The following is a 17091-nucleotide window of genomic DNA, read 5'->3' as shown; positions in this document are numbered from 1 at the left end:
AATTACATCATGTAGAGCCTATTGTATCTTATACAAAAAGCGGCAGATCAGGACCCTAAGCTTTACGTCCAATCTGCCGCTTTTTTGTGTATTTAATAATACAATGAACAGTAGCCTCTCCACTGAAGTGAGAACTGCTGCGCTAACGTTTTATTTCGTGCTCTCCATCGGAATTTGCCTGATTTGTTCGAGATACGAGCTGCAATCTTTGACAATCGTGCTTGCCTCGTACTGAACGGAACCCGATTCAAATTCCGTTTGAAACGCCAGTAGAGTTACTTCCAACATGGAAATATTGATCTCTTTCTGCTCGACTAAAGCAAGCAGCCCTTTGGTCAGTTCTTTCGCTTTAATAGACACTTCCGAATGGAGAATGGAATGACTGAATTTCTGAAGACCTTCAAGTAGATTGTTTTTATCCAGCGCAATTTCTTTGGAATCAGGAGCGATCATCGAAAGACTTGAAAAATCAATAATATGCTCCTGTCTTTCCAGCATGGAACGAAGCAAAATTTCAATGTAGTTCAGGATTTTGGGCACAAGATGGTTCCAAGCCGGTTGGTCAAGATGGAAGTTTCTCCACATATTCGAGATTTGATGGATCATGCCAAAACCAAAAATAGCCCCTTCATAAGCAAAAGGTTTTAATTCTTTCCCAAATACCTGTACCAGTCGTTCAGATAACCAATTTAACTGCATGCGAGTCAAATTTTTCAGATCGCATTCTCCAGAGTAGAAGCCTGTCCAGAATAGCTCCACAACAAGCTTTTTTTCTGGCAAAATCATCGGCACCATAATCTGATCCACCAGTAAATCAAAATCAGAAGCATAGCTTTGGCTCTCCAAATCTTTGCGAATCATCATATCTTCCTGTACACGTTGCTCCAGAATGGCAAGAATACAATCATCCTTCGAGCCAAAGAATTTATAAAATGTTCCTTTGGACACACCCGACTCGTCTAAGATCATTTGTATGGAGGTGTTGGTCACTCCATGTTTCCCAAAGAGTACAAGCGCTGAGTCCAATAACATTTGTTTCCGCTTATTCATAAGTTCCCCCTGGATGATTTAGGTGGTTCACGTTACGATATCTAATAACCTATTGCAAATCCACTGCAAACATCATATGTTCCTTCCAAATCCCCTTGATTTTAATATTCTGCCGGTCCGTCTCCTGAAAGCCCGCCTTGCGAAGCACTCGAATCGATCCGGCATTGTCGGGAAGTGCACCTGCCTCCACTCGTTTTATGCCCGCTTCATTCATAGCAAAATCCAGTGCTAGCTGAAGGGCTTCACTCATATATCCCTTGCCATTCTGCACCTGATCGAGCACATAACCAACAATCCATTTGGTGGTGGAATCCAGTTCAAGCTCGAACAGAGAGATCTCCCCAATAAGCTCATGCGTATGGTTCAGAAAGATCCCGAAAGAGTACCGTTTCCCCTCTTCCCTCGCCTTGTTCCAACCTTCGAGAAGGGCTACTTGGCCCTCCAATGTATAGAATGTATCCGATCGTTCACTTGCCGATATTTCTTCGAAAACAGCCCGGTTACGGAACTGCAAATCCAGCAGTGATGCCGCGTCCTCCACGTTCAAAAATCGTAAATAGATGCGTTCCCCATGATTGCCCATCTGTATGTTCATCCTTGTCTCTGGTTGTAGTAGATTTCATTCATCAGAAGTACGAGAGTTGCCTTTTATAAGCCATATCCCAGAACAGATATTCAAATTCAACACTTCTTCTGAATATGTCTTCAATGGCCTCCAGTTCCTGCTCGGTTTTATGTTCACATAATGCATCCAGTGTATCATAGAACCATTCGAATGAGTCGCGGAATTCATCACTTGCATAATTTTCGATCCAAGTCTGATAGAAATTGCCCTCTAATGAATCTCGATATTGTTCTTTTAATCTTGTGGCATAGTCGTAATACGTCCACGCACAAGGGAAAATGACGGCGATGATTTCGGCAACCCCACCTGTTTGTGCAACACTCATCATATTCGACGTATAGGCCTTGTTGTAAAGAGATGGTTTGACAGCATGATTTTCATCCAGCGTAATCCCAAATTCATTCATGTAATTTCGATGCAAATCCATTTCTTCGTATAGAATAGCGTGTTGAATCACCGTAAAGTTCGTCATCAGTTTTTCATCTGTCGCCTTCACCGCACCCATGGCAAAAATCTTCGCATATTCAATCAGATATGTATAGTCCTGAAGAAGATAAAACTTAAACGCTTCCTGATCCAGTGTGCCTTTCCCCATTTCGTGTAAAAAGGGATGGTTGTATCCATCTTCCCATACGGTTATGGACTTATCTTTTAACGTTCTTGAAAATGACATGATCATTTCTCCTTTTATTAAAATCATAATGTCCCAGCTTCAAATCAAGCTATCGCGTCCTGTCCAAAAGCAAACCAAAAAGCCCTTGTCCTATTTTCGGCAAGGGCAAAATAACATGAGTACATGTCATTTGCTCCCTACGTCAGTATTAACTAACAGGTTCAAAGGGTCAGGTTTTAACCTTCTCAACTGCGAACAGTCCCCCTGCAAATAGCTCAGGTTTATTACAACATGTGTTTTTCCAAATGTCAAACCATTCCTATTAATCTTCAAGTTCCCCTAAATCTTCTTGCAAGTTCTTAAGTCGGGTGCGGATGGTCTTAATCATACTTTGCACCTTGTTTAACTCATCCACCAATTTATGCTCATTCGAGATGTTCGTTGCAGAAGTTGAACGATACGCTGGAGATGTCCTTAACTGATCTAAATCCGATTCGTATGTCCGCCGCTCTTCCTCGGCTTTTGCCAATTCCTCCTCGGCGATGCCAATTTGGTGCTCCAGATAAATAATGTCTGATGAGTTGCCGTGAGTTAAGCGCTGTGAATACGTCATGGTTCACCTCATTTCTGATCATCCATTGCTTTTCCAAGATCATATGGCTGAATATCGATATCCAAATCTATACCAAGAGCCAACTTGGCCAGTTGACTTCCAATAAAAGGCCCCATCGTTAGACCGGACGCTCCAAGCCCGTTGGCTGTGATCAAGCCATTCCAACCAGGAACAGCACCCATAACCGGAAGAAAACCCGGTGTAAAAGGACGGAAGCCTACTCTTACTTCCAGAAACGTGCTATCAGCTAAACCGGGAGCCAGTTCCAATCCTTTATTCAAAATTTCCTGCATTCCGCCTGCGGTTACTCTTGTATCATATCCTTCAATATCATTTTCGTGAGTCGCCCCGATCACAATCTTCTGTTGATCAAAGGCTAACAGATATTGATCCGAAGGAGGCATGACCACAGGCCAGTTCCCAGTGTCTTCTCGATCATGAACCTGCAAATGCATAATTTGCGCCTTCTGATAGTGAACCTTAAAATCAATGCCCAAGGGCTTCAACAGTTCATTAGCCCAAGCGCCGGCACACACAATAACCTCGTCAGCCGATATGACTTTACCGTCAACAACCACTCCAGTTACTCGGTCCGATTCATATTGAAGTGTCGCTTCCCCATCCATCAGGACCGCTCCATTTCGTTGTGCGGATCGGATTAAGGCATCACGCAGTGCACGTCCATCGATACGCGCAGCACCACTGATGTAGACTGACTGAACATTTTCCTCCAGAAGAGGAAAACGCTCATGGGTTTCTTTTGCATCCAGACGAGTAATATCAGCAATCTCCGGTGCATCTTCTTTACGAAGGTGTGCCCGCTCCTGCATCTTGTTGATTTTCTCCACATCCGTATGAATACTAAGAGCACCTACTTGAGCGTAACCTGTCTCTGTTTCCCCTTCGCTCTTGAGTTCTTCAATCAATCCGGGATAAAAACGTGCACCTGCCTTGGCGAGCTGATACCAATCCTGGTTGCGGCGCTGAGATAACCAGGGACAGATGATCCCGGCAGCAGCATCCGTAGCCTGCCCTCGATCTTTCCGGTCTATAATAAGAACTTCCGCATCCCGTTTTGCCAATTGATACGCTGTGGAAGCCCCAAGAATTCCTGATCCTACGACGATGACTTTCTTCATGACTGCATCCCTTTCCTAAATCACTGTATCCATTATAGCGTATACTGTTTGGTCTGGTAATGGCAAGGCATCGACATTATGATACATATTCCTAAAAGGTTTTCGATGAGAGGTTATCGAATTGAATAGACCGTTTAAATTAATGTTATTTATGTAATAAAATTCAAAACAAGTTTCTTTTAACTCTGTATCCGCGCCATTTACGCACACGACCTTTAACGAAATGAGGAATAACACAACGATGCCGAAACCTAGTATGGGGAATTCGCTGGATACCGATATGCCGCTTATGATTACAGGTCAAAACCAGCTGACCGTAGATGAATTAATGAATTGGAACGGCCATTCACGGGATTACAGCATTGTGCAGTGTATCGGGGGAACAGGGAAAATCGCAGCGAAAAATCATGAATTTTCAATTCGGGAAGGAACAGCTCTTATTATGTTCCCGGAGGTGACATACCGTTACGACAATCTGAGTGATTCATTGTTGTTCGATTGTTTGTCCTTTAATGGCTATTTATTGCCCCGCTTTCTGCATACCTTGCAGATCGGGGAGCTGCGCGCCTTCAAGCCGGATGGAATGCTTCATATCCTGTTGCATGAAATAACGTTGGCGCTACAGTCCCGGCACAAGGATCAGATCTGGCACGTATCCGCATTGCTGTACATGCTTCTAGTCAGGTTAACTATTGATGGCGATCGTTATGGTGCTTATGAACGCTCGGATGCCCGATTAAAGCTGGGCGGACTGGTTACTTTTATCAAGCAAAATTATGATCAGGATATCTCGCTCTCCATGCTGGCTCAGCAAATGGACGTCACCGAGCAGCATTTGAATCGGATATTCAAAAAGGAATTCCAAATGACTCCGCTTGATTATCTGACACGATATCGGTTATTGAAAGCCAAGGAAATGCTCGTCCATGACGCCGGAATAACAGCCCACGAGATTGCCCGGGCTGTTGGTTTCAACAGCGCCAGTTATTTTGGATCCGTATTCAAAAAATATGAAGGAATCTCCCCTATCGAGTTACGCAAGCAATACCAGGGTTAAAGAATTTCCATCGTGATCTCTGCCAGCGAGGTTAATCGCAGATCATACTTCGAGAATTCCAGATTACGCGTTACCTCGTTAGGCACAATGACACAGCGAATCCCCGCGGCTTTGGCTGCCTTCAGTCCATTCGGCGAGTCTTCGAACACAACCGCTTCGGATGCTCCGATCCCGAGACTCTCCAAGGCGAGCAGATACAATTCCGGGTCCGGTTTGACCCGCTTGACGTCCTCGGCTGTATGAATGACATCGAATAATTCGAAAATGCCGAGAGTACGTAAATAACCATGAACCCAATCCCGGGTAGAGCTGGAAGCAACGGCAAGTTGAATTCCCTTTTTACGGGCAGACTGGAGCAACTCATGCACGCCTGGAAGAATTGCTGCCTGTCCCAGGTAAGCTTCGTATTTCTGTTCAGAGAGCAACTTGATATGATCGTGATCGATCGGTTTTTGCAGCGCTTGCTCCAGGTACAGAAAAGGATGAAATTCTTCAAACGATGTTCCTACGTTTTTCGACCAAAGCTCCAGGCCAAGTTCAAGTCCATGCTCTTTATAAATATCGCGAAAAGCATAGAACCAGGGAGTCTCCGTGTCCACAATAAGTCCATCAAAATCCAAAATAAAGGCTTTTACCATTCCGCTTTTCTCCCTCCAATGATCAGCCGATTGGCAGGGAGATGGGCTTAAAAGCGTGCAGTCACGTCCGGACGGGTAACATTCATCGATAAAAAGTGACAAGTGCATCCCGTTCCGGCTGGTGACTGTCCAACAACTCCAGCCCGGATCTCCCCCTCTATCGGCATGCCGAAATATCGGATTAATTTCCACTCCACCCCATCGGGTGAATAAAAAAATGAAATGCAGTCCTCCACTTTGCGTATGCGCAGATAAGGATTCGTTACGGGAACTTCAACCGAATTGCAATCGTCGGATGAACCTTCCTTCGTCACCACCGACACAATAGTAGCTGCTTTTCCATCATACTCAAAACAAAGCTTGCACCAGTTTCGTTCATCCGCCATAACCATCAAACATCCGGAATCATATTGATTTTTCATGTCCACGGTTAGCTGGGTCGTCATTTCAAAATCGTTAGGCACGGGCATCGACAGAAATGGCGCAGTTGCACGGATGTGTTTACCCGCTGGGTCCCGGAAAAAGTCCGTATCGGCCTGAGCTTCTACAATCAGAACTCCTTGATCGGTATAAGACCAGCTCTTCGGCTCATTGATCCAGTTCATTTGGTTTCTTGTTTCTGTTGCAAATACGTTTGTCATCTCTTTGCCTCCCAGGTTCATTTTCTGTATTATATATTCGTTCGATATACAGAAAACCCCTTCTCCTACATATTTTTGTAAGTACTGATCGCTTGGGAGTGTTTCTGGGGATCAGGGAGGAATAACATTATGACCATGAGTACGATGTAAAGTGCAAGAATGACACTGAACAACAGCACGGGATTATAGTGATACAGCAGCCCTGTCAGGTAACCTGATGGAATTGCTGTTAACGTCATGACGGTCTGCACAGCCGAGAACATATCCGCTTTTTCATGTGTACCCAATCGGTTCATAAGCAGTGAGTCCCGGTACGTTTGCAAGATGAAATTGCCTGCCGCCAGTACAATTAGAGTCAGAAATAACATGGCTATATTCCCCGCAGGGATCAACAGAAAAAGTATTGCACCCACTGTACTTAGAATGATCGAGGAACTGACATACTTTTCTTCTGAACGCCGTTTCAGACGCGGGATAATGACCAAATACAAGAGCATGACGGTTACTGCGGTGACGACCGGGATAAATGAAATAATCTGATCATTGAATTTTAACTGTTCCTTAAAAAAAATCACCTGAAAAAAGTTCAGCTGCAGGATCAGATTGGAAAGCACCGTGATGAGAATAATCGGTAAAAGCCTCCGTTTGTAGAACGATTTGCCGAAAAGTCGCAGACTGGAAGCCAGACTCTGTATCACCCGTGTCTGGCTATGCATTCCCATAAGTTCCTTCCCTACTGCGGTCTCATCCGTATATCGGTTGCGAATGAAGAACATTACGGTCATGAGGATGCCACCGACAAAATAAATACTGGCTAGTGTTGGCACAATGCCAAAATCGGCAATCACTACCCCGGCGATCGGTGTCAGTACTCCAGCACCAGTAATGATCATGTTGAGAATGGCGAATACCTTGGATCGCTTGTGTTCTTCAACATCCTCAATAATTAGACAGTTGAAGGAAACCGTCACAAATTTGGAGGTTGCATTCAGCAGGTAAGCGATCAGAAACAACCAAAAATTCTGAGAAAAAGCCCAGATGAACATGGGAACACTCCAGGCAATCAGATCAAAGATCAGCGTTGTTCGCTTGCGACCAAGCTTATTCGTGATTGAACCCGCAAATAACTGAAATATAAAGGCAAAATAAAGATTCACCGAATTGATCAAACCGATTTCAATATCCGAAAGTCCGGCTTCCTTCATATATAAGGGAGCATAAAAAAGAACAATCGTGCCCGGAATGGCCCATACCGGTTCAAGTAAGATGGAGTACCGCGGATTTCTCGGCAAATCCTGTAGCAGCTTCAATCGATATCTCCCCCATTTCTGCGGTGGTTTTCACCGCTGCGAATTCCTGTTTTCGCAGCGGTGAACCTGCCAATGTCTACATGCTTACAAGATCAGAGCTGTTTTAACCGAATTCATGGGCAATTTCTCTCCGGTGTGCAGATGATACCCGATTGTCCCATTGAATGCCTGTTCATAATCACTCAGCAGTTCCGTGGATGTCACCATTTGCTCCAGTTCCGGAATACTTTGTGCAAATTTCAATGCTGTACTGATCATCGAGTGATTAGCTACCGCACCAATGATACTAATGCCATCATTAATCACGGCAGTTGATTTGAACGTCACCTCATAGCTGTCGTCATAACCCATAGGGATGATCTTGCCGCCTTTGGCAATCATCTCAAATCCTACATGAAGCTGGTTACCAACCGCGTCCACCACAATATCGAACTTCTTCTTATTATTAATCTCGTATACTTTATCGAGCGTCAGTTCCTGAGGATAGAACACATGATCCGCAATCTCTGAAGCGAACTCTTTGCGGTATGGATCGACTTCCGTACCTACTGTAAGTCTTGCCAATCTTTTGCTCACAAGCTGACACAGGGAACCGATTGCACCGGAACCAAGGACGAGTACCGAGTCACTCGGCTTGACTCCTGCTTTCATGAATGTCTGCAGAACACATCCCAGTGGTTCGATCATCATGGCCGTTTCCCAGCTCATGGAATCCGGGATGGCATAGATATACTTCTCGTCCCCAACAAAGAATTCGGCAAAGGTTCCGTGAGTAGTCATGCCTACTTGATAGTCATCAAAATTCTCGCAATAGATGAAAAGACCTTCACGACAATAGGAGCAGGTACCGCAAGATTGCGTGGGATCAACCAATACCCGATCACCTATCTTGAAACCACGAACTTCGTCGCCCACCTCAACCACTGTACCTACACCTTCATGACCAATAATCGTTCCTTTATTCGCCGGCACTTTGCCTTTGACAATATTCAGGTCTGTACCGCAGATGCCTGAACCATAGATTTTAATTTTTACCTGGTTTGGCTTTTGTATGGTTGGCTCCTCAATATCCTGGTAAGTCACCTTTTTAAGATCCTGATATACGAGTGCTTTCATTGAATATTCCTCCTAGTCGATGTTCTTATTTGAATAAAATTTTAAACGTTTTCGTAAATCTCAATTCGAAAGGTGTTCCTGTTTCAGCATTTCTTTCCAGTCGGAAAGTGTCTGCAAGAGAGCTTCCTCCACCCACAACAATTCATCCCGGGTATGAGCATCTGAGAATATAAAGTACCCTTTGGTAAAAATTCCGAAGTGGGCCATTCGTTTGACCATAAACTCTCGGAAAGGATCGGTATGAAAGTTTTCCTCCGAAATAGAGCTAATGGAGAAGCTCGCATAGGTACCCTTCAACACCAATTGATCGGTTAATCCAAGAAGTACGAGTTCAGCTTCAATCAAATCCATAATCCGAATAGTAGCCTCGCGCCAGCTAGGCCATACTTTAGCGCTTTTCATCAATCTCTCACATGCAATCGCTGCCGCGAGTGCAGTGGTCTCGCTGGAATGCGCGTTGCTGAATCTGACCTGACCTGATAACGACATCAGATGTTCCGGTCCCATCACGGCTGCGAGTGGCAGTCCATTCGCCATGCCTTTGGAAATACAAAGCAGATCCGGCCAGATGTCATACTCCCCAGCTGTAGCTTGCTTGCCCATTCGAATGCCGGAGGTGACTTCATCAAATATGACAATGATATCCAATGACCGACATAGGGATACAACTTGCGCCAATGGGTCACGTTTCCATTCATTCGGACAAAGGACAATGCAGGCGATATCCTCGGGAGAGGATTGGATTTGGGCCTCGATACGCTCTGGTGAGGGCTTATCTATCCAGATTGTTGTGCGTTCGATATCCACGGGGATGCCTCGCTCTTTCGTTTCGCGGCCATAGTACCCATAGGCAGACCAGTCATGCCACCCATGATAGGCAGTCGCGATGACCCTGCTTTTGCCACTTCCAGCACGAGCCAGACGTACGGCTCCACTGACGGCATCGGCGCCGCTTTTGGTGAATCGCAATGAGGGGTAGCGACCTTCAAACCGCTCCAAAATCAATTCAGCGCATTCAAGTTCAATGTCAGCAGGAATAGAATAACTTGTCCCTTTTTTCAGCTGATGGATGACGGTTAATTGAACTTCGTGCCGTGCATGTCCCCATGGCGCCGTACCCATGGCCATCTCACAATCCAACCATTCATTTCCATCGATATCTATAAAACGGGAATTGCGTGCTTCTGCGCAGCATACGGGTGTATATCCCGGAAATAATCGTTCTGGTGCTTTGGCTAACGTACTGCATCCGCTCGGAATTACCTTTTCGACATGTTCCAACCACTCCAGATTCCGGGTAAACCTTACGGCACGATCCAGCGTGCTCTCTTTTGATTTCACCTTTGGTTCCTCCCTGTTTACTTGGTTTGTGAGTTAGCGAACTTTGGAGCCTGGCCAGCAGCCATCATATATACGATCCATGGTAATGACATTGCCATACAGATCAATAATCAGATCTTTGGCTCGATGAGCATGTCTCATCTCGATCCAGTAACGGTTTTCTAGCAAACGAGCGAAATTGTCCACCAGAAACAACAATCGGTTCTCGCTATGAATCAGCTCCTTGCCCAGAACCTGCGGCAGCCAGATAGCTCCATTAGAGTTAAAACGGTTGGAATAGTCACGTACCTCAGCAACAGGTGCAATGTCAGCTTCCTCCAGCTTGGTCCAGAACGTATCCGCGTCACTGCGAACTTCTGCAAGATCAATACCAACGATCGGCAGATGCTGATATTCACTCTGACTATCCAGCTGTTCTTTCAGATGACCGAATACGAATGGCCAAACATCGGCCTCAATTTCCCCACCCCACTTTTTCCAGAAACGTGCCAGATTGTTTTTCCGGTTGAAGTTGCGATGAATGCCACTGCTCCGTTCCCAGTGATAGGCGAGAATATTCGGATTAATAACCGTATCATATCCGGCTGCCCGTGCTCGCATCTGATAATCAAAATCCTCATAACCGTTGAAGAACTTCTCATCCAGTTCGCCTACCGTTTCATACACTTCCCTCTTCATACCAAACATGGCGAATACGACAAGCTGAACTGAAAATGTTTCCTTCGGAATGTCTTCAGGCGAAGCGTTCAGAAATAAGTGGCGGCCAATTGTATCGGCAAATGCAATACCACAATGCTGCACACCTCCCGTTTGCGGATAGAGCAGAACACCGCCAATCATACCGATCGTAATGTCGCTGTCCATCGTCTCTTTCATCATTGATTGCCAGTTCGGTTGAAGGATCGTATCGGAATCCAGGAAGAAAATATAATCTCCCTCTGCTCGCCGAAGCGCGCTATTGATTGATACAGCACAACCGAGTGGAAAATCATGCTGAAGAATTTCAATCGTTACACCTTCTCTAACCTCTTGTTTCAGTTTCTCCAAATGTTGTAAGACAGCAGAACCAGAACCATCGTTAATAAAAATGATTTGAGTGGACGGGCTTACTGTCCGTAGCAATGAGTCCGTGAAAAGGTTCAAAATGTTATAGTCCTGGTTAACTGGCACAATAATGGTGTAAAGCATGGAATCCCTCCTGTTGGATATGATGGAATGAGTGCAAAAGCGAGTTGAAACGGTATCGCGTTCAGTGCAGATTATCGACCTCCTTGTCGCAAATTCACTGTCTTAATTTGGTAATGATTTGAATCTACTAGAAATTTATATCATTTTTTGTAAGTTTGAAATCTTAAATTCTGAACTCTGTTAAAATTTGAATATGTACTGAAAAGAAAATATGCGCCTTTCAAGTATCGCTGATAGCTCTCCACGCAAAAAAAACACCTCCAAAGTGAGTCCGTATCCAATGACACGACCGACTCCACAATGGGGTGTTATATTGCATTATTATATGTTGTTATAAGGTAGTGGCTACTTATCTGGCCCTAAAGCCATGATAGAACGTATCCACAACCAGAGAAGCTGCTGATTTACGCGCAATATCACCACTTACAACCTGCTGCCACGTCAGAAACAAGATAGAATATAGCACATCTACAATCCAGTTTTTATTGACATCCTGACGAAAATAATTCTTTTGCTGCAACAAGCTGACCGCATGCAGTATAGGCTCTCTCAGCTTCAAATCTGCTCCCTCAATCTCAGGGTTATAGTGTATAGCTGCATCATGGGTAAGGAAGAATATTTTATCTCCTAACGGAATAAGCACTTCAATCAATTGCGGAATATATGTTTCACAGTTTTCCTCATCCAGCTGAATGTTTTGCATGGCCTCACTTACCACCTCAATCGCACGCAAGCCCAGATAAACCATTAATTGTTCGCGACTCTCCACGTAACGATGAAGAGTCGCAATGCCGATTTTTGCAGAGTCTGCGATATCATTCATGGATGCATTGGGCTTTTCAATCAGCAGTTTGGTTGCTTCGTCCAGAATCGAGTTAAGTCTTGTTTGCTTCATCGATGTCATTTCTTTTTTCAACGGGTTTACACCTCTTGCGGAGTTTATTCTATAAATTGATTCAATGATCCATCATTTGATTGGAATGTGACTTTAAAATTATAGCATAGTTGCTCACAATTCCGATGGCTGAACACGTAACAAGCATCACCTATGATGGGTTATGTATTGCAAAGATAGATGTAATGATTAAAAGCCGCCAAGCGGCGGCTCTTAGAATTTATATCTTTTATCTTTCCTTTTGCTTATAGCTCGATAATTCTCGTTGCAATATTTGCGCAAAATTCACTGTCATGCTCTACAAACAGAAGGGTCGGGGAGTACTCCAGCAGCAACTCTTCAATTTGCATGCGAGAAATGACATCTACAAAATTGAGAGGTTCATCCCAAACGTGCAAATGAGCTTTCTCACTCAGACTTTTGGCAATCAGAACCTTCTTTTTTTGGCCAGCGCTAAACGTCGAAATATCTTTCTCCAATTGCAGTCTGGAAAAATCAAGCTTTCTTAGTATGGATTTAAACAGGCTTTCATCGATTCCCTGCGTGACAGCATAATCCGATAAATGGCCTCCGAGATCAGACGTATCCTGTGACACATACGAGATCTTAACCTGATGATCCTTTCGAAAAAGGCCTGTATATGGGATATTCTCATCACAAATCAATTTAAGGATGCTTGATTTTCCAGATCCGTTTTTACCATAAAGCGCAATACGATCGCCTTTTTCAACTGTGAAACTGACGTCCTTACATACCGTATTGGAGTCGTATGCAATCGATACATGTTCCAATTCGACGAGTTCTTTCTTGTGAAAATCCAGTTGATGAATCTGGAGGCGTTCTGCATTTTCAATATTTTTGAGCAGTTTGGACTTTTCTTGGATGGCGGATTGCTGCCTCTGCTCGATATTTTTGGAACGTTTCATCATTTTGGCAGCCTTGTGTCCAATATAGCCTTTATCCACCTTTGAACCGGAATTTCTCGTTCCATTTTTGGTTCTTTCCACTTCATGCGACCATCCACCCGTCCGTTTGGAAGAATCGGACAAACGCTTGATGTCCTTTATTAATTTCTCATTACTTGCAAGTTCAAACTGATCTTGCCTTTGTTTATTTTCCCACCAAGCGGAGAAGTTCCCTCTCTGAATCTCAATGTTATTTTTATTGATGGACAGGATGTGGTCTACGCTGTTATCCAGAAAGGATCGATCATGCGACACCAGAATAAATCCACTTTTGCTGCGAAGATAATTACTGACGAGTTTTCTCGCATGAATGTCGAGATGATTGGTAGGTTCATCAATGAGCAAAAATCGATTATCCTTCAGGAACAACGCAGCCAGCATCAACTTCGTTTGTTCTCCGTTTGATAAGGAATCGAAAGGTCGATACAAAATATCTTCCGAAACTTTTAACAGGTTAAGCTCTCGCACAAGCTGCCAGTGCAAATATTCAGGATAGACCTCTTCAATGACATCGAGGGTCATAGCTCCTTTATTCTCAACCTGAAAAGGAAAGTACTCAAAGCTGACATTCGCAGAAATAGTTCCGCTGTATTCATATTTACCAAGCAGCAGATTGAGGAATGTCGTTTTGCCTCTGCCGTTCCTTCCGGTGAAACCCAATTTCCAATCGGAGTCCAGCTGAAAACTCACATTTTCAAATATATTATCGTAACTGCCATCATAGGCAAAGGTTAGGTTGGTAACGTTGATTAAAGACATGAAGATCATCCTTTTTATGTGAAATATAAAAGTTAACCGACGGGATATTTACCACGACATGGTCCCTCACTTTATATTTGAACATAATCAGAATTTCAGTCCGCCCTTGAATGAATGACACATTCCTTCTGTCATAGTGATTAGAATATCCTCAAATGAAAAAACGCAAAAAAGCCCCCATTCACCGGTGCTTTTTTGCGTTACATCAACCTGACTATACGATAAAGAAACCTGGCGTCCAAAAATTTAACGCCAAGATGATCTATGCATAGAAGGATAAAGTGCCGGATTCTGATTAGTTATGTTGTGAACCATGTCAGTGTTCATGTTCGTTGACAGGTTCACATAAACATCTACAACCTCTAATTCAGTCATCGCTCTATCCCCCTTTAAAAGCTCAATAATTTAATACCAGAAACTTAACATGGAATACAACCATGGGTCAAGGCGAGAAATCATGTCGATCCCTTTTAAACTCCACCTTCCACCCGACCCTCATGGATTTATAGTCACCATGCGCTGTATTTAATTTATTTCAATTATTAAACGGCCGCATACAGCGGTTTGTACACCGGATGCCACATGGCAGCTTTTACCGCCTCTTCAACGTCTTTCAGCTCTACACGCGCAACGCCATCTTCCACTGCCGCCTTGGCGACTGCCACTGCAACTTTGTACGAAACAGCATGCAGCTCTTTCACTCTTGGCAGAAGTGGAGCACCTGGTGCAGAGGAGTCTACCGAATTAGCTACGGCCACTGCAGCTGCGGTGAACATGTTTTTGGTGAACTTCGATGCTTTTGCAACAATCGCTCCCAGGCCCAAACCAGGGAACACAAAAGCATTATTGGATTGACCAATTTCATATAAAGTGTCATTAAACATGACAGATTCAAATGGACTGCCTGTTGCAATCAATGCTTTGCCATCCGTCCATTCAATCAGACTTCTTGGTGCTGCTTCGGCAAGCGAAGTCGGGTTGGACATTGGCATAATGATTGGACGTTCCACATGCTTCGCCATTTCTTTGATAACTTGTTCATTAAAGGCACCTGTCACACCAGAAGTGCCGATCAGAATCGTTGGTTTGATTTGTTTCACAGCTTCCAGCAAACTGACCTGTCCCTGCTCATTCAATGCCCAATCTTTCACTTCCGCAGCTTTACGCACATATGGTTTCTGGAATTCAAATAGACCTTCCGTCTCATCGGTAAGGATTCCGCGGTAATCGAAAGCCCAGAACCGGTTCTCCGCTTCCTCCCTCTCAAGCCCTTCTTCCATCATGGCGTCAAGAATCTGATCCGCGTTACCAATACCAGCGGCCCCTGGACCAAATACAAGGACACGATGCTCACGAAGAGGCACACCCGTCACTTGAACTCCGGACATGATTGCCGCAAGCGTTACCGCACCCGTTCCCTGAATATCATCATTAAACGTAAGCAGTTCTTCCCCATATTTCTGTATAATATTTCTGGCATTCACGCTGCCCAAGTCTTCCCAGTGAAGCAGGATATCCGGGAACCACTTTGTTGTTTCTTTCACAAAGGCTTCGATAAATTGATCATATTTTTCCCCGCGAATCCGTTCATGACGGTTGCCCACATACAATGGGTCATTCAGCAGTTTGGGATTATTGGTTCCGACGTCAAGCACGACAGGCAAAACGCGGCTTGGATCAACGCCTACGGCTGCTGTGTATACCGCGAGTTTACCAATCGCAATATTAATGCCGCCAACGCCCCAGTCTCCGATGCCCAGAATACTTTCCGAGTCGGTCACAACAATCAAATCTACATTTCCAGCGTGTAAACCACTGTTACGGAAGGCTTCCTCCAGCCCGTCCATATCATTAATGGATAAATATAAACCACCAGGTCTGTGATACTGATTGCTATATTCCTGAATAGCTTGGCCAACCGTAGGTGTATACACAATCGGCAGCATTTCACTAAGATGATCCTTCATTAGACGGTAAAAGAGTACAATATTTCGGTTGAACAAATCACTAAGCATGATGCTTTTCCGCAAATTATCCGATTCATTCTGCAATTGCTGATATACTCGACTCACTTGTTCTTCAATATTTAAAACCATCGGTGGCAAGATGCCATTCAGGTTAAGCTCTCTTCTTTCTTCTTCGTTAAAGGCAGTACCCTTGTTCAACATGGGATTGGACAGAACATCCTTACCTTTCAAAGAGGTTTTTAAGTTTCCATTGGAATCTACAAAAAATGAGTTCATTTACTAATTGCCTTCTTTCATGATGTCTCTTGACGTTTTAACGCCTTTTTAATTTCCTTTTAACACTTAATAACTTTTGGTTAGTTATAGTTCTTCCGATGACAATTATAAAATATTTTCTATGGCATGTAAACGAACTCATGAAACTTTCATGAATGAAATTCAATTTCATTTCGATAAATAAAATTTATCACTTTGTCATTTTTCAACAAATTCATTTTATAAACAGATTCTTTTGGAATACAAAAAAGCCACGAAACTTCGTGGCTCTACCACCTTTTATGTGGGCACAAGTATTGCTCATTCTTTTTGGTTGAGTGCTATTTGTACTCAGTACAAATAGCCTAAAAAATCGAGTTCTCCTTCACTCCATGACATGGTTCCGACTTCTCTAACCATCAACCCCTCGACCTTCTGAATTCCAACTCCAATTGTAGTTAAGGTCTCATGGTCAATTTTCAACCACTTACATGTGTTGTTAACCGTTTTGAATCCATTTTTGCTATACAAGTCCTCTTGATCAGCAAATAATAGCACAAAATCAATATGCCCTTTAGACAGCTTCTCCACTTCCGCTAGCAAAAAGGAACCGATTCCTTGAGAGCGATGTGTAATGGAAACACACAGATCAATGATCCCTAGGACTTTTATTGCATTTCCATTTAAATTCATTATTCTGTAATCTAATCCTACATGCCCAATCAGTTGATTATCTGAAGTGAATGCTAATATTCTGCAATGTGGAATTTGCTTGAAATACAATCGGTCTTTCGGATAAACCTCTGGAAAACTGGCAACAAGCAATTCCTGAAGAAGCGTTGACCATTCTTCGTTCAAATCCATATCATAAGCTTTAATTAATTTCAAAAAATATCCCCCTTGATTAAATCGATTTCTG

The 17091-nt window shown here is 43.7% G+C and carries 16 protein-coding genes and 1 riboswitch; of the genes, 1 reads left to right on the top strand and 15 read right to left on the bottom strand.

The features are described 5' to 3' along the window. Nucleotides 1-150: 150 nt before the first annotated feature. From ACDJ58_RS12705 to ACDJ58_RS12685, 5 genes are all read right to left on the bottom strand, one after another. A complete protein-coding gene (locus ACDJ58_RS12705) occupies nucleotides 151-1050 on the bottom strand; it encodes a TetR/AcrR family transcriptional regulator (protein WP_413378390.1) in 900 nt (299 codons plus the stop codon). Between the two features lie 49 nt (nucleotides 1051-1099). Continuing rightward, entirely contained in the window at nucleotides 1100-1633 is a 534-nt protein-coding gene (locus ACDJ58_RS12700; protein ID WP_413378388.1) for a GNAT family N-acetyltransferase, read from the bottom strand. 43 nt (nucleotides 1634-1676) lie between these two features. Further along, nucleotides 1677-2348, bottom strand: coding sequence for a thiaminase II (gene tenA / locus ACDJ58_RS12695; protein WP_413378386.1), 672 nt, complete (start codon nucleotides 2346-2348; stop codon nucleotides 1677-1679). Between the two features lie 117 nt (nucleotides 2349-2465). After that, a riboswitch (TPP riboswitch) is annotated at nucleotides 2466-2564 on the bottom strand. Between the two features lie 46 nt (nucleotides 2565-2610). Beyond that, entirely contained in the window at nucleotides 2611-2901 is a 291-nt protein-coding gene (locus ACDJ58_RS12690; RefSeq protein WP_413378384.1) for a hypothetical protein, read from the bottom strand. 8 nt (nucleotides 2902-2909) lie between these two features. After that, entirely contained in the window at nucleotides 2910-4040 is a 1131-nt protein-coding gene (locus ACDJ58_RS12685; RefSeq protein ID WP_413378382.1) for an NAD(P)/FAD-dependent oxidoreductase, read from the bottom strand. A 241-nt stretch (nucleotides 4041-4281) separates the two neighbouring features. Here ACDJ58_RS12685 and ACDJ58_RS12680 point away from each other — a divergent pair, with 241 nt between their 5' ends. Continuing rightward, nucleotides 4282-5097, top strand: coding sequence for an AraC family transcriptional regulator (locus ACDJ58_RS12680; protein WP_413378380.1), 816 nt, complete (start codon nucleotides 4282-4284; stop codon nucleotides 5095-5097). On the opposite strand, the gene ACDJ58_RS12675 is transcribed toward ACDJ58_RS12680, so the two are convergent. The 10 genes from ACDJ58_RS12675 to ACDJ58_RS12630 all read right to left on the bottom strand — a co-directional run bounded on the left by ACDJ58_RS12675 (nucleotide 5094) and on the right by ACDJ58_RS12630 (nucleotide 17060). Then, complete coding sequence (locus ACDJ58_RS12675) at nucleotides 5094-5735, bottom strand: HAD family hydrolase (protein WP_175382711.1); 642 nt, start codon at nucleotides 5733-5735, stop codon at nucleotides 5094-5096. The genes ACDJ58_RS12680 and ACDJ58_RS12675 overlap by 4 nt on opposite strands. 47 nt (nucleotides 5736-5782) lie before the next feature. Further along, nucleotides 5783-6376 (bottom strand): DUF1349 domain-containing protein, encoded by a 594-nt coding sequence (locus ACDJ58_RS12670; protein WP_413378378.1) that lies wholly within the window; start codon nucleotides 6374-6376, stop codon nucleotides 5783-5785. Between the two features lie 65 nt (nucleotides 6377-6441). After that, complete coding sequence (locus tag ACDJ58_RS12665) at nucleotides 6442-7686, bottom strand: MFS transporter (RefSeq protein ID WP_413378376.1); 1245 nt, start codon at nucleotides 7684-7686, stop codon at nucleotides 6442-6444. Between the two features lie 84 nt (nucleotides 7687-7770). Next, a complete protein-coding gene (locus ACDJ58_RS12660) occupies nucleotides 7771-8802 on the bottom strand; it encodes a zinc-dependent alcohol dehydrogenase (RefSeq protein WP_413378374.1) in 1032 nt (343 codons plus the stop codon). 60 nt (nucleotides 8803-8862) lie between these two features. Next, nucleotides 8863-10143, bottom strand: coding sequence for an aminotransferase class III-fold pyridoxal phosphate-dependent enzyme (locus ACDJ58_RS12655; RefSeq protein WP_413378372.1), 1281 nt, complete (start codon nucleotides 10141-10143; stop codon nucleotides 8863-8865). Nucleotides 10144-10176: 33 nt separating this feature from the next. Continuing rightward, nucleotides 10177-11331 carry a glycosyltransferase family 2 protein gene (locus tag ACDJ58_RS12650; protein WP_090949691.1) on the bottom strand — a complete coding sequence of 385 codons (1155 nt, stop codon included), beginning with the start codon at nucleotides 11329-11331 and terminating at the stop codon, nucleotides 10177-10179. 349 nt (nucleotides 11332-11680) lie between these two features. Continuing rightward, nucleotides 11681-12247 carry a TetR/AcrR family transcriptional regulator gene (locus ACDJ58_RS12645; protein ID WP_063565199.1) on the bottom strand — a complete coding sequence of 189 codons (567 nt, stop codon included), beginning with the start codon at nucleotides 12245-12247 and terminating at the stop codon, nucleotides 11681-11683. 224 nt (nucleotides 12248-12471) lie between these two features. Next, nucleotides 12472-13950 carry an Lsa family ABC-F type ribosomal protection protein gene (locus ACDJ58_RS12640; RefSeq protein WP_413378369.1) on the bottom strand — a complete coding sequence of 493 codons (1479 nt, stop codon included), beginning with the start codon at nucleotides 13948-13950 and terminating at the stop codon, nucleotides 12472-12474. Between the two features lie 542 nt (nucleotides 13951-14492). Further along, on the bottom strand, nucleotides 14493-16193 hold the full coding sequence (locus tag ACDJ58_RS12635) for an NAD-dependent malic enzyme (RefSeq protein ID WP_413378367.1): 1701 nt from the start codon (nucleotides 16191-16193) through the stop codon (nucleotides 14493-14495). 330 nt (nucleotides 16194-16523) lie between these two features. After that, entirely contained in the window at nucleotides 16524-17060 is a 537-nt protein-coding gene (locus ACDJ58_RS12630; RefSeq protein ID WP_413378365.1) for a GNAT family N-acetyltransferase, read from the bottom strand. Nucleotides 17061-17091 lie beyond the last annotated feature (31 nt).

This window comes from Paenibacillus taichungensis (genome assembly GCF_047302525.1).
Classification (GTDB): Bacteria; Bacillota; Bacilli; order Paenibacillales; family Paenibacillaceae; genus Paenibacillus; species Paenibacillus taichungensis_B.
The sequence above is the reverse complement of the archived record's forward strand: the minus strand, read 5'-3'. Positions and strand labels throughout refer to the sequence as shown.